Raw genomic sequence first — 13,600 nt, forward strand, 5'->3', positions numbered from 1 at the left:
GTCGACCGGGGATGTTGACGCGTGTGATCGCCGGCTTCCGCAAGGAGGTGCCGGCCCGGACACTGGAGTCGATCCAGCGGGCCGGCGTCGGGGTCTATCGCGCGCTCGACGACGCCGAGGCCGTACGCCGTGACCTGGCCGACCAGGGGGTCAGCGCCTGGCGCATGCCGGCCGCGGCGGCAGCCCAGCAGCTGTACGCCTGGAACGCCTACGTCCTGCAGACCCTGGGCGACAAGATGATCGACGCCGACTACCGTTCCGACTCCCGTACGGTCGGCTACCTGCCCAAGGTCACCGCCGAGCAGGTGTGGGCGTTCTTCGGCCAGGTCGAACGCTGGCTGTCGCTGAGCCGCCAGGCCGCGGCCAACCCCGGCTACCGGGTGGAGGACCCGAGGTATCTGCCGGCCGACCTGCCCGGCTGGATCGAGATCGAGCCCTGTCCGGCCGCCCACCTGGCGGCGATGATCGCCGCCTGTTCCGCCGTACGGGAACACGCCGAAGTCGCGCTCGGCACCTTCGAGGTCACCGCCGCCCGCGACGGCCGTCACGCCGAGATCGCCCGCCTTCGGCAGCTGTCGGCGGAGGCGGGCACGTCGTCCGACTACGCCATGCAGGCGTTCGACCCGGCCGCCGGCCGGCGGTTGCACGAAGTCGTCGAGAAACGTTTGCAGCGGGCGCTGGAGATCTACTACCACCTCGGCCAGCTCATCGCGATGCCGAGCCTGCTGAAGACCTACGGCCGCCGCGGCGGGGCCGGGCCGACGGCCGGCCGGCTGCCGCTGCCGGGAAGCGGCGACTTCGACCCGTGGTGCCTGACCGAACGCGACGCCGTCAGGCGCTGGCAACGTGATCCCCGGGCACGCCAGGCGATCAATGACCTGTGGCGCAACGATCCCGACCCCGCGGCGACCCTGGCGATCCAGGAGCAGCTCAACACCGCGCTCCGGCGCGACGACATCACGCGCACCGGCGCGATGTACTACGCCCCGCCGTGGGCGCCGATCTACCGGGCCCAGCGCCCCGTGGTGATCGCCCGCCGATGGTTGCAGCCCGGACAGGACTTCACCTTCGAGGTCTCCGCGGAGCCCCTCCGCTACAACCACCCCTTCATCCGCCAGATCGTCACCGGCCCGTTCCACCAGGCTCGCCGGCACTGAGCGCCGGACCGGGTCGTGACCGCGTCCCCGGCCCTCATCAGCCCGACGCGTCGTCGCCGTGGGGGAGGCGGAACAGGGCGGCCGCGATGAGCGCCAGGCCCGTCAGGCGCAGGGTCAGGTCGGCCGCGTCCGGTGGGAGGTGCTCGCCGAACATCGGCGTGCCCGCCACCACGGTGTAGAGCGTGGAGACCACCGTCGACACCGGGGCGACGATCGACGCGCGTCCGCGCTGCAACGCCGTCTGGAAGACCACGAAGCCCGTCAGGGTCACGGGTACCAGCAGATACAGGTACGGCGAGGCCAGCACCGACGCGGCGATCGCCGTCGGGCCGTGAAAGTCGATCGACGCCGACAGACCCTTGGAGATCATGCCGGCGACGCCGTACACGATCCCGGCCGCCAGGCCGTACGGCACGTCGCCGGCCGGGCGGGGCCGTACCCGTCCGCGTGCGGCCGTCACGAACACCGCCACCCCGGCCAGCGTCGACGGCGCGGCGACCAGCAGCACGCGCACCGCGTGGCCGCCCGTGCCGGGGACGTCCGTGCGCGGGTCCAGCGACGCGAGGACGCAGACGACTCCGGCCGCGATCCCCGCCAGCCCGGTCCACTCGCGTGCGGTGAGCCGCTCGCCGAGCACCGTCATGCTCAGCAGGAGCAGGAACACGATCCCGGAGGCGAACACCGGCTGCGCCACGGTCAGCGGGATGCGCGTCAGGACCACGAGCTGACCGGCCAGCCCCGCGAGGATCAGCCCGAACCCCGCCAGCCAGCGCGGGGTGGTCACCAGCGTCCGGACCCAGGGTCAGCGGCAGCCGTACGGTCAGCGGCGGCAGCGCGGACAGCGCGCCCTTCTCCAGTACGAACCCGGCGTTGTAGGCGAGCGTGGCGACGAGCGCCAGCACCACACCGAGGATCACGGCCGTCCCGGGCGTGACCCGGCCGTCATGGCCGCCGCGCCTGGACGAGCAGGATGCTCGCGGCCGACGGCCACCGGCACAGCAGCAGGTCCAGCGGCCGGAGGACACCGGGCACGACGTGGGACGGCGCGCCGTCCACGCGCTCGCAGACGAAGCCCCGCGCGGTGAGGAACTCCGTCAGCGCCCGCTTGGTGAACATCCGCAGGTGACCGGCCACCTGGCGGCCCGGCCGTCCGTAGATGCCGCGCATGCTGACCTCGGAGAAGATCGGCTGGATGCCGAGCGCGAGCAGGCCGCGGTTGTACCAGGCGGCGAGGTTCGGCGTGGACACGAGAAGCCGGCCGCCGGGCCGTAGCACGCGGTGGAGCTCGTCGATGGCCGCGTCGGTGTCGACGAGGTGCTCGATCACCTCGCTGAAGATCACCAGGTCGACGCTGCCGTCCGCGAGAGGCAGGCCGGGCGCGTCGAGCCCGCCGCGGATCAGGAGGAGGTCGTGGCGCCGGGCGTTCCGCAGCGCCATCATCGACCAGTCGACGCCGACGACCGTGTGCCCCAGCCGCTGTACGAGGCCGGTCGCCGCGCCGTCGCCGCAGCCGACGTCCACGATCACCTGGGTCCGGTCCGCCTCGGCGAGAACGGCCTCGACCATCCGGAGCTGCCGCCGTGCCCGGCCGGTGCCGGAGCTGAGCGGGACGCTCGGGTCCTCATAGAACCGCTGGAGCGCGCCGCCTCCGGTCGTCACTCTGACCGCTCCCTTCCGCGAGCCCGGCGGTGTCGCCGCAGCCGCCGCGCGGATCGGTCGAGCCGTGGACCGATTTGCGCCATTCTGTGGCGGTTATCATCCACTGTCAACGCCGTCCCTCCACCCCCACCGGCCCCGACAGGAGAGAGCGCATGGCCGCACCCCGGACTCTTTCGCGCCGGCCGGTGGAGCCCGCCGTTCCAGGGCGTTTCCGCTCGCTGCGGCTGTTCCGCGGCTTCCTCGGCGAGCAGTCCGACCCGGACGGCTTCTACGCGCTGCTCGCCGGTGACGCGGTACGGCAGATCGAGCGGCACGTGGACCTCGCGGGCCGTACGGTCCTCGACGTCGGCGGCGGCAGCGGATACTTCACGGACGCCTTCGACGCCCGCGGCGCGCGCGGCCTCCTCGTCGAGGCGGACCTCGGCGAGCTGTCCGGGCGGGGCGGCCCCCGGCCGGGGTCCCTGGTCGGCGACGGCTGCCGGCTGCCGCTTCGCGATGCCGGCGTCGACGTCAGCTTCTCCTCCAACGTGCTGGAGCACGTGCCGGATCCGGGCGCCTTCATCGACGAGCTGGTGCGCGTCACCCGGCCCGGCGGCATCGTCTACCTGGCCTACACGCTCTGGCTCTCTCCCTGGGGCGGCCACGAGACCTCACCGTGGCACTTCCTCGGCGGGGCGTACGCGGCGCGCCGCTACGCCCGGCGGCACGGGCATCCGCCCAAGAACCGGTACGGCACGAGCCTGTTCGCGCTCGGCGCGGGCCGGGTGCTGCGCCTGGTCCGCTCCCGCGACGACGTCACGGTGCTGGAGGCGCGGCCCCGCTACTACCCGCGCTGGTGCGGCTTCGTCGTCCGGCTGCCGGGACTGCGCGAGCTGCTGACGTGGAACCTCCTGCTCATCCTCCGGCGCGAGTCATGACGGCCACCGGCCCCGGCCCCGAGGAGACCATCGCCGAGCCCGGCCCCGAGGAGGCTGCCACGCTCGACGGTCGGCTGCTCCCGCTGCTGGCGTGCCCGGTGGACAAGGAGGCGTTGCTGTACTTCGCCGGCGACGGCCTGCTCTACAACCCGCGCCTGCGCCTCGGCTACCGGGTCGAGGACGGCATCCCGGTGCTCCTCGCCGGCGAGGCCGAGGAGCTCGGCGCCGAACGCCATGCGACGCTGACCGCCCGAGCCGGACGCGGTGAGGCGGCGGCCACCCTCGGGCGCGACCCCGCCGGGCTGGCCGGACAGGGCGAAACCCTCATCGAATAGCATTTCCCTCGTACATGCCGTTCTCTCGATGACGGTCGCCGATGTCCCGAGCACGTGACGCCTGGATCCTCGTGTGCGCCGCGGTCGTGCTGGCCGGGTGCTCGTCGCGCGGAGAGCCGCCCGCGGCGGTGCCGGACGCCGCGGTGAACGCCCAGTGGCGGCGGGCCGGCGACACGGCGGGGCCGGGGCAGTGGAGCGGCGCCGACGGCACCAGCTCGATACGGCTCCCCGACGGCCGGATCGCCTGGTTCTTCTCCGACACCTACCTCGGCCCGGTGAACCCCGACGGCTCGCGGACCGCCGCCCGCTTCGTGCACAACTCCGTCGTCGTGCAGGACCGCGACGGGTTCACCACGGTGTCCGGAGACAGCCCGGTGAACCCGCCGCCCGGTGTCCCGGGCTGGTACTGGGCCGGGGACGGGCGCGTGGAGAACGGCAAGGTCGTGGAGTTCTACCACCGGCTGAACGGCTCCGGCGCGGCCTGGGACTTCACCGAACAGGGCGTGGCGCTCGCGACGTTCTCGCTGCCCGGCCTGCGGCTGGAGAGCGTACGCGAGCTGCCGGCCGCCTGGCCTCCGCCCGGGCGTACGCCGGTCATGTGGGGCGCCGCGCTGTTCGACGACGGGCCGTGGACCTACGTGTACGGCTACCGCGGGCACCTCGACCGGCCCGGCCGGCCCAAGTGGCTGTACGTCGCGCGTGCCCCGCGCGGCCGGCTCGCCGACCCGGCCTCCTGGCGGTACGACACCGGATCCGGCTGGACCGCGGATCCGGCCCGCGCCGCCGAACTGCCGACGCGGGTCGACAGCGGGTTCGGGATCGCCCGGGTCGGTGACCGGTACGCGCTGGTCACGCGCCGTCCGTCAACGGACCTTGGCGACGGCGTTGTGGTCGCCTACCTGGCCGGCTCGCCGGCGGGCCCGTTCCGCGACGCGGACAGCGCGGTCGTCTACCGGGCGCCGGAGGCCGCCTCGGGCTGGTTCGTCTACCAGGCGCGCGTGCACCCCGAGCTGGGCGGCCGTGGCCACGTCGTGTTCTCCTACAACGTCAACAGCTCGCTCGTGGACGGGCGGTGTGTGCCGCAGAACCTCCGGCAGGCCTCGGTCTACCGGCCGCGGTTCGTCTCCGCCCCGCTCGGCGTCTTCCGCCGCGGCTACTCCGCACCGCCCGCGCGCCCCACCTCGATCGCCCCCGGCTGGTACCGCACCTGCCCGGCACGGCGGTGACGGCCCTACCGAATCGGGTTCGGATTTGATCTATCGTGGGCGCATGGGCATAGGACTGACCGCCGAGCACGAGGAACTCGCCGCCTCCGTACGCGCCTTCGCGGCGCGTCACATCCCGCGCGAGGCCGTGCGCGCGGCCCTCGCCCCGGACGCGGGCGATCGGCCGGACCACTGGGGCGCGCTCGCCGGCCAGGGCCTGCTCGGCCTGCACCTGCCGGAGGACCGCGGCGGGCAGGGCTTCTCCCTGGTCGAGCTGGCGGTCGCCGTCGAGGAGATGGGCCGTGCCCTCGCCCCCGGCCCGTACGTCCCCACCGTGTGGGCGAGCGCGGTGCTGCTCGCGGCGGGCGCCGGGGATCTGCTGCCCGGCCTCGCCGACGGCACCCGCTGCGGAGCGGTGTCCCTGGCGGGCGGGCTGACCGGGCGCCGCGACGGTGGGGTGCTCGTCGTGCACGGGGTCACCGAGCCGGTGCTGGGCGGCCTGGCCGCCGACCTGTTCGTGCTGCCGGTCGCGACCGGCGACGGCGAGGAGTGGGTCGTGGTGCCCGCCGCCGAGGTCACGGCCGAGCCGCTGGAGAGCCTCGACCCGGTACGCCGGGTGGCGCGGGTCCGGTTGGACGGCGTGTCCGCGCGGGTGCTGACCGGCCTCGCCCGGCCGGACGTGCTCGCTACCGCCGCCGTGGTCCTCGGTGCGGAGGCCTGCGGGGTCGCCGGTCGCGCGGTCGACATGGCGGCGGAGTACGCGCGGACGCGGGAGCAGTTCGGCCGCCCGATCGGGCAGTTCCAGGGCATCAAGCACAAGTGCGCCCGCATGCTGGTCGAGCTCGAACGCGCCCGCGCCGCCGTCTGGGACGCCGCGTACGCGGTGACCCACGACTCCGGCGACCAGGTCGCCTACGCGGCCGGGGTCGCCGCCGCGCTGTCCCCCGACACGGCCGTCTCCACCGCCCAGGACTGCATCCAGGTGCACGGCGGCATCGGCTACACCTACGAGCACGACGCGCATTTGTACTACCGGCGGGCGCTGACCCTGCGGGCGCTGCTCGGCCGCGCGTCGGAGCACCGGGCGTCGGTCGCCGCCCTCGCGCTGTCCGGCGTGACCCGCGAGCGCGAGCTCGACCTGCCCGCCGAGGCGGAGCCGCTGCGGCGCGAGATCCGTACGGAGGTCGCCGCACTGGCCGCGCTCGGCGAGGCCGAGCGGGTCGAGGCGCTGGCCGCGGGCGGCTGGGTCCAGCCGCACCTGTCCCGGCCCTGGGGCCGGGCGGCCTCGCCCCTCGAACAGGTCGTCATCCACCAGGAGCTGCGCGCCGCCGGAGTACAGCCGCCCGCACTCCTGATCGGGGCCTGGGTGGTGCCCTCGCTCGTCGCGCACGGAACGCCCGAGCAGCAGGAACGCTTCCTGCCCCCGACCCTGCGCGGCCAGATCATCTGGTGCCAGCTGTTCAGCGAGCCGGGCGCGGGTTCGGACCTGGCCGGGCTGCGCACCCGCGCGGAACGGGTGGAGGGCGGGTGGAGGATCAGCGGGCAGAAGATCTGGACGTCGCTCGCCCAGTACGCCCAGTGGGGCATCTGCGTCGCCCGTACCGACCCGGACGCGCCCAAGCACCAGGGCATCACCTACTTCCTGGTCGACATGGCATCGCCCGGCATCGAGGTACGCCCGCTGGCGGAGCTGACCGGCGAGCAGATCTTCAACGAGGTGTTCCTCGACGAGGTGTTCGTGCCGGACGCGATGGTGGTCGGCGAGGTGAACGCGGGCTGGCAGGTCGCCCGCGGCACCCTCACCGCCGAGCGCGTGAACCTGTCGACCGGCTGGCAGCTCGGCGCCGACGTGCCGGGGCTGCTCGCGCTCGCCGGGGAGCTCGGCCTCGCGGAGGACCCGGTCGTACGCCACGCCCTGGGCGGGTTCGCCGCCGACGCGCACGTGTTCGCGCTGCTCGGCGAACGGGCGATCCTGAAACAACTCTCCGGCGTGGACGCCGGGGCCACCGCGAACGTCGGCAAGCTCGTCGGCATGGAGCACGGCCAGCGGGTGACGGAGTACGGCTTCGGGCTGCTCGGCGCGGAGGGCGCGCTCACCGGCCGCGACACCGACGGGCGGCGGCGGCACTGGACCCGCCTGCTGCTCGCCTCGCGCGCGATGACCATCGGCGGCGGCACCACCGAGGTCAACCTCAACGTCATCGCCGAACGCCTGCTCGGCCTGCCCCGCGACCCGTGAGGTAGCGTTTCGTCCTCCTATGCGAGCCACGAAGCGAGGCCGGCACACCGCGGTCGCGGCCGGCGTCGGGCTGCTGCTCGGCGTGCTGGCGCTGGGGCCGGCGCTCGCCCCGGGGTTCGTGCTGGCGTACGACATGGTGTTCGTGCCGCATCCGGCCCTGTCCGAGGCGACGTTCGGGCTGACCGGCATGTTGCCGCGGCACGTGCCCAGCGACGCCGTCGTGGCCGCGCTGTCCCACCTGGCGCCGGCCGGGCTGGTGCAGAAGGCGATCCTGCTCGCGATCTTCGTGCTCGCCGGCGCCTCCGCGTCCACGCTGGTGCCCGGCGAACGGCTCCTGCCACGGCTCGCCGCCGGCGTCGTCTACGCCTGGAACCCGTACGTGGCCGAACGCCTGCTGCTCGGTCAGTGGGCGCTGCTTCTCGGGTACGCGGCGCTGCCGCTCGTCGTGACGGCGGCGGCGCGCGGGGACCACCGGCGGCTGGCGCTCGTGCTGGTCCCGGCCGCCGTCGGCGGCTTCGCGGCGCTCGCCGTGTCGGGGCTTACCGCGCTCGTCGTCGCGGGCCGCCGGGGCCTGCGGCCGGCGCTCGTCACGGCGGCGATCCTGCTGCTGGCCGCGCTGCCCTGGCTCGTGCCGAGCCTGCTGCGCGCGGCGAGCGCGCCGGGCGACCCGGCGGGGGTGGCCGCGTTCGCCGCACGCGCCGACACCCCGTTCGGCACGCTCGGCAGCCTGCTGCTGCTCAGCGGCGCCTGGAACGCCGAGACCGTGCCCGGCGGGTACGGCGGCCCCGTCACGGCCGCGCTCTGGCTCCTCGTCGTGGCCGCCTCGATCGCCGCGTACGCCGGTGGCGGGAGGATCCCCGGGCTGACCGCGTACCTCCGTGGCGGGCGAGCCCTCGGGCTGACCTCGCACGCCCGTGGCGAGGGAGTCCCCGGGCCGATCTCGTACGCGCCCGGCGGGCGGGTTCCCGGGCTCGCCGTGGCCGCCGTGGTGGGGTTCGCGCTCGCCGCACTCGGTGCGGTCGTGCCCGGCGTGCTGCGCGGCGCGATCGGGCTGTGGCCGGGCTTCGCGTTCCTGCGGGACGGTCAGCAGTTCGTCGCGCCGCTGGCGGTCCTGGTCGCCGCCGGGGCGGGCCGGGCCGCCGACCGCCTGCCCGGCTGGACGGCGCCCGCGCTGCTGGTCCCGCTGCTCCTGCTGCCCGGACTGGCCTGGGGCGCGGGCGGGCGGCTGCGCGCGGTGCACTACCCGGCGGACTGGACGCGGGCCCGTACGGCGGTGGCCGCCGATCCCGGCGACGTGCTCGTGCTGCCCTGGGCGGCCTACCGGAGTTATCCGTGGAACGGCGGGCGGCGCGTGCTGGACCCGCTGCCGCGGTTCCTGCCCGCCCGGGTGATCGTCAACGACGGCGTGCGCGTCGCCGTGTCCGGTGGGCGGGACATCGGCCTGGCCGCCGAGGAGCCGCGTGCCCGCGAGCTCGACGCCCTCGTACGCTCCGGCGCCCCGCTGACCGCGCCGCTCGCCGCGCGCGGCGTGAAGTACGTCGCCGTCGACGCCGGAGCGCCGGACGGCCGGCTCGCCGGTGCCGAACGCCTCGTCGCGGGTCCGGACCTCACGCTGTACCGCCTCCCGGGTGCCGTTCCGGCGAATTCGCCGCACATACCGCGATTGCCGGTCTACATTGCGTGGTTTATTACATTTGCGACATTTATCTGGTCCCGCCGAGTACCGACTAGTAACCTCGAAAAACGATCACTTCCGAAGGAGTCATGATGCGGATCGCCGCCGCCGTGCTCGCCGGAGCCGTCCTCGCCCTGCTGGCCTCTTTCGGCGTCGTACGGGTCGTCACGACGTCCGAGAAGGATCCGGTCGCCAAGCCGCTGTACAACTACGGCACGCGGTGACCGGTGGGTCCGCGCGGCCGGCTCACTGAAGGAGCGCTGGACGTCGTCATCCCGGCGAGGAACGAGGCGGCGCGGCTCGCCCACGGCCTGGCGACCCTGTCGGGCGGGCTCTCCGAACTTCCCGTGTCCGCCACCATCACCGTCGTGGACAGCGCCAGCACCGATGCCACCGCCGAGATCGCCCGCCGGTGGTCGGGCCCGGTGCCGGTGCGCCTCCTGCGCTGCCCCCGGCCCGGCAAGGGCGCGGCGGTACGGGCCGGGCTGCTCGCCACCACCGCACCGTACGCCGGCTTCTGCGACGCCGACATGGCGACCGGCCTGGATATCCTCCCGGACGTGCTCGCCATGCTCCGCACCGGCGCCCAAGTGATCATCGGCTCCCGCCGCCATCCGGAGTCGGACGTGGAGGTCTACGGCCGTCCATTCCGCCGCGTCGGCGCCCTCGCCTTCAACCGGCTCTGCCGCGACATCACCGGCGGCGTCACCGACACCCAGTGCGGCTTCAAGTTCTTCGCCGGTCCGCTGGCCCGGGCCGCCGCCGCCGACCTGCGCACGGCCGGGTTCGCCTTCGACGTGGAACTGCTGGTGCACTGCCGCCGCCGCGGCGCCGCCATCACCGAGGTTCCGGTGACATGGCGCGACATGCCCGGCTCGACGTTCTCAATCACCCGCCACGCAGCAGCCTGCGTACGCGACCTGTACCGCATCCGCGCAGCGGCAAGAGAGCCGGTGGCCCCCCCGGCGAGAGCGCCGCTCGCCGACGAGCCCGCGAGGTGAGGCGAGCTGCGAGGCGAGCTGCGAGGCGAGCTGTGAGGGGTCCCCTCACCATGCCAGGGCCTGGTGAGGGGACCCCTCACCGGACCCGGGTCGGCTCCCGGGGCGGCTCGCGGGTTGCGGTCGTCAACTGGCGGGATCTCTCTCATCCCGCGGCGGGCGGGGCTGAGCGGTACGCATGGGAGATCGCTCGCCGGTTCGTCGCGGAGGGTAGGCGCGTCGACTACGTCACGGGGCGGGCGCGCGGGCAGAGTCGGCGGGAGACGGTCGACGGTGTCCGGGTCGTACGCCTTGGCGGTCGGTTCACCATCTATCCGCTGGTGCTCGCCTGGATGTTGGTCCGGCGCCGGTCCTGGGACGCCGTGCTCGACTGCCAGAACGGGATCCCGTTCTTCACGCCGTGGGTGCTGCCGCGCGGCGTTCCGGTGTTCTGCGTGGTCCACCACGTGCACGACGAGCAGTTCGGCATGCACTTCCCCGCCTGGCTTGCCCGGGTGGGGCGGTTCCTGGAGGGGCCGGTGGCCCGCCGCGCATACCGGCGTCACGCCTGCGTCGCCGTCTCCCCGTCCACGGTGGCGGCCATGCGCGAGCGCCTCGGCTGGACCGGCCCGGTGTACGTCGTGCCGAACGGCGTCGTCCCGCCCGTGTCACCACCCGTGTCACCGGCCGGGTCGCCGCCCGGCGACGGCGCCGGGCTGGTGTGCGTCAGCCGGCTCGTGCCGCACAAGCGCCTCGACCGCCTCCTCGACCTGGCCGAACGCCTCCAGACGCCGGTGCACCTCGTCGGCCGGGGCCCCGACGAGGACCGGCTGCGGGCGGAGGTGACCGCGCGCGGCCTGGATCACCTGGTGATCCTGCACGGCTACCTGCCGGAGGACGCGAAGAACGCGCTGGTCGGCCGCTCCCGTCTGCACCTGAGCACGTCGCGCGGCGAGGGATGGGGCCTCAGCGTCACCGAGGCGGCGGCGCTCGGCGTGCCGACCGTCGCCTACGACGTGGACGGCCTGCGCGACGCGGTCCGCGACGGCGTGACCGGCTGGCTCGTGCCCGCCGGGGAGGACGCCGGGGACACGGTCGAGCGCGCCCTGAAGGAGCTGGCCGACCCGCGGCGGCGCCGGGAGACGGCCGCCGCCTGCCGCGACTGGGCCGGGCGGTTCGACTGGGCGCGCAGCGCCGCGCGCATGGCCGCGCTGGTCGACGCCGCCGTCCGCCGGGGTACCGCGCACAGCGCCCGGCCCGAGGCGGTCGTGGTGCGCGGCGCGGACGGAGAGCGGGTCGTGGAGGGCCCGGTCCGCGACGAGCTGCTGGAGCGGGGCGAGGCCGAGCCGGTCCGTACGGCCACGGAGCTGGAGCGCCTGCTCGGACGGGCCGGTGGATGGCCGCGGTGACGACGTCCCCGACGGTCGCGGAGCGGCCGTCTGAGGAGGTAGCCGGCGAGCCGGATCCGGTGCTGCGGGAACGGCTGCGCGTCCTGCTGTGCTGCGCCTGCCTGAGCCTCCTCGCCACGGCCACGCGGCCCGGCCGGATCATCCCGGACACCAAGATCGATCTGCCCCTCGCCCCGGCGCGGTTCCTGGGCCGGGCGCTGCACCTGTGGGACGTCGAGCAGTTCGGCCAGCTGCAGAACCAGGCGGCCGGCTACCTGTTCCCGATGGGGCCGTTCTACGTGCTCGGGCACCTGATCGGGCTGCCCGCCTGGATCGTCCAGCGGTTCTGGCTGGCGCTGTTGCTGTGCGCGGCGTTCGCCGGCACGCGGCGGCTCGCCGAACGGCTCGGCATCGGCTCGCCCGGCGCCCGCCTGGCGGGCGCGATGGCGTACGCGCTGAGCCCGCACGCGCTGGCCGTGATGGGCATCAACTCCTCGGAGTACCTGCCCCTGGCGATGCTGCCGTGGATCATCCTGCCGCTGGCCACGGTGACCCGCCGCGACCGCCCGGGCGGGCGCGGCAGTGGGCGGATCAGGGCGGCGGCGCGGTCGGGGCTGGCGGTCGCCTGCTGCGGCGGTATCAACGCCACGGCCGTCCTCGCCGTCGTGGTCGTGCCCGCGCTGTTCGTGCTCACCCGGCCGCGCGGCACCGCGCGGATCCGGCTCCTCGCCTGGTGGGCCGCCGCCGTCGCGTGCGCCACGGCGTGGTGGAGCGTGCCGCTGGTCCTGCTCGGCCGGTACGCCTTCTCCTGGCTGACCTACACCGAGAAGGCCGTCACGACGACCTCCTCCACGAGCCTGGCCGACATCCTGCGCGGCACCGAACGCTGGACGAACGTCCTCCTGGTCGACGGGAGCCCGTGGCTGCCGCTCGGCCACCTGTTCCTGAGTCGCACCCTGCCCGTCCTCGCCACCGCCGCGGTGGCCGCGCTCGGCGTCGCGGGCCTGGCGCGGCGCGGCCTGCCGGAGCGGGCGTTCCTGCTGGTCACGCTGCTGCTCGGCGTCACCGTCATCGTCTCCGGCCACGCCGGACCGTTCGCGACCGAGGTCCGGCAGTGGATCGACGGGCCGCTGTCGCCGCTCCGTAACCTGTACAAGTTCGACGGCCTGGTCCGGCTGCCGCTGGCCCTGGGCCTCATGCACCTGCTGACGCCGCCGGGCACGCGAAGACGCCGCACCTGGCCGGTGGCGGCGGCGCTTGCCGCCCTCGCCGGGGTGGGCCTGTCCACCCTCGGCACCGGCCTGTCCGTCAGCGGCGACTTCACGTCCGTACCGCCGTACTGGCGCCAGGCCACGTCCTGGCTCAACGCGCACGCCGGGAACCAGGGCGTCATCACGGTCCCCGGCTCGCGCTTCGCCGAGTACCTGTGGGGGCGCCCGCTCGACGAGGTCACCGAGCCGCTGATGACGGCGCGGTGGGCCGAACGGCAGATCGTGCCGGCCGGCTCGGCCGGGCTGACCCGCCTGATGGACGCGATCGACCAGCGGCTCACCAGCGGCCAGGGGTCGGCCGGGCTCACCGAGGTGCTCGGCCGGATGGGCGTCCGGTACGTCCTCGTGCGCAACGACCTCAAGCGCGACGACCTGCGCGGGGCCTGGCCCGCCCGCGTCCACGAGGCGCTGTACTCCTCACCGGGGATCAGCCGCGTCGCGTCGTTCGGCGGCGCGGTGGGCACGACCCTGCCCGGCGACGCGGTGAACACGGTCGACCAGCCGTACCCGGCCGTGGAGGTCTTCGAGGTGGCGGGTGCGGACGGCGTCGTGAGCATGACCGGCGCCGACCAGGCGCTGCGGCTGTACGGCTCGCCGGAGGCCATGCTGACCCTGGCCGACAACGGGCTGCTGGACGGGCGGCCCGTCCTGCTGGACGACGACGACCCGCAGGCGCCGGGCCGCGCGGCGGTGTCCGACTCGTTGCGCCGGGTGCAGCGCAACTTCGGGGAGCTGCGCGGGCAGACCTCCCCGACCATGACCGCGGACGAGAAACCG

Annotated in this window: 11 protein-coding genes and 1 pseudogene; 10 read left to right on the forward strand and 2 right to left on the reverse strand. The window is 74.6% G+C overall.

The window, feature by feature from the left end; genetic code table 11:
- Positions 1-11: 11 nt before the first annotated feature.
- A complete protein-coding gene (locus tag ABEA10_RS07755; protein ID WP_345459305.1) occupies positions 12-1,157 on the forward strand; it encodes a P-loop NTPase family protein in 1,146 nt (381 codons plus the stop codon).
- 37 nt (positions 1,158-1,194) lie between these two features.
- On the opposite strand, the gene ABEA10_RS07760 is transcribed toward ABEA10_RS07755, so the two are convergent.
- Positions 1,195-1,941, reverse strand: coding sequence for a DMT family protein (locus ABEA10_RS07760; protein WP_345459308.1), 747 nt, complete (start codon positions 1,939-1,941; stop codon positions 1,195-1,197).
- A 158-nt stretch (positions 1,942-2,099) separates the two neighbouring features.
- Positions 2,100-2,816, reverse strand: a complete 717-nt coding sequence (locus tag ABEA10_RS07765; protein ID WP_345459311.1) for a class I SAM-dependent methyltransferase — start codon at positions 2,814-2,816, stop codon at positions 2,100-2,102.
- 152 nt (positions 2,817-2,968) lie between these two features.
- Here ABEA10_RS07765 and ABEA10_RS07770 point away from each other — a divergent pair, with 152 nt between their 5' ends.
- From ABEA10_RS07770 to ABEA10_RS07810, 9 genes and pseudogenes are all read left to right on the forward strand, one after another.
- Positions 2,969-3,733, forward strand: a complete 765-nt coding sequence (locus ABEA10_RS07770; protein ID WP_345459314.1) for a class I SAM-dependent methyltransferase — start codon at positions 2,969-2,971, stop codon at positions 3,731-3,733.
- Positions 3,730-4,068 (forward strand): Trm112 family protein, encoded by a 339-nt coding sequence (locus tag ABEA10_RS07775; RefSeq protein WP_345459317.1) that lies wholly within the window; start codon positions 3,730-3,732, stop codon positions 4,066-4,068. Before ABEA10_RS07770 ends, ABEA10_RS07775 begins: the two co-directional genes overlap by 4 nt.
- 41 nt (positions 4,069-4,109) lie before the next feature.
- Positions 4,110-5,294, forward strand: a complete 1,185-nt coding sequence (locus tag ABEA10_RS07780) for a glycoside hydrolase family 183 protein (RefSeq protein WP_345459320.1) — start codon at positions 4,110-4,112, stop codon at positions 5,292-5,294.
- Between the two features lie 43 nt (positions 5,295-5,337).
- The gene (locus ABEA10_RS07785; protein ID WP_345459323.1) at positions 5,338-7,512 is read left to right on the forward strand and encodes an acyl-CoA dehydrogenase family protein; all 2,175 of its coding nucleotides are present in this window, start codon (positions 5,338-5,340) and stop codon (positions 7,510-7,512) included.
- Positions 7,513-7,531: 19 nt separating this feature from the next.
- Entirely contained in the window at positions 7,532-9,280 is a 1,749-nt protein-coding gene (locus ABEA10_RS07790) for an MmpA family trehalose lipid delivery protein (RefSeq protein ID WP_345459326.1), read from the forward strand.
- Positions 9,280-9,411, forward strand: a complete 132-nt coding sequence (locus tag ABEA10_RS07795; protein ID WP_345459329.1) for a hypothetical protein — start codon at positions 9,280-9,282, stop codon at positions 9,409-9,411. Before ABEA10_RS07790 ends, ABEA10_RS07795 begins: the two co-directional genes overlap by 1 nt.
- 3 nt (positions 9,412-9,414) lie before the next feature.
- Positions 9,415-10,188 carry a glycosyltransferase gene (locus tag ABEA10_RS07800; protein ID WP_345459332.1) on the forward strand — a complete coding sequence of 258 codons (774 nt, stop codon included), beginning with the start codon at positions 9,415-9,417 and terminating at the stop codon, positions 10,186-10,188.
- 50 nt (positions 10,189-10,238) lie between these two features.
- On the forward strand, positions 10,239-11,573 hold the full coding sequence (locus tag ABEA10_RS07805) for a glycosyltransferase family 4 protein (protein WP_345459335.1): 1,335 nt from the start codon (positions 10,239-10,241) through the stop codon (positions 11,571-11,573).
- A pseudogene (locus tag ABEA10_RS07810) lies at positions 11,561-13,585 on the forward strand (alpha-(1->3)-arabinofuranosyltransferase domain-containing protein); the annotation flags it as partial. The gene ABEA10_RS07805 and the pseudogene ABEA10_RS07810, both read left to right, overlap by 13 nt.
- Between the last annotated feature and the right edge of the window lie 15 nt (positions 13,586-13,600).

This window comes from Actinoallomurus oryzae (genome assembly GCF_039541955.1).
Taxonomy (GTDB): Bacteria; Actinomycetota; Actinomycetes; order Streptosporangiales; family Streptosporangiaceae; genus Actinoallomurus; species Actinoallomurus oryzae.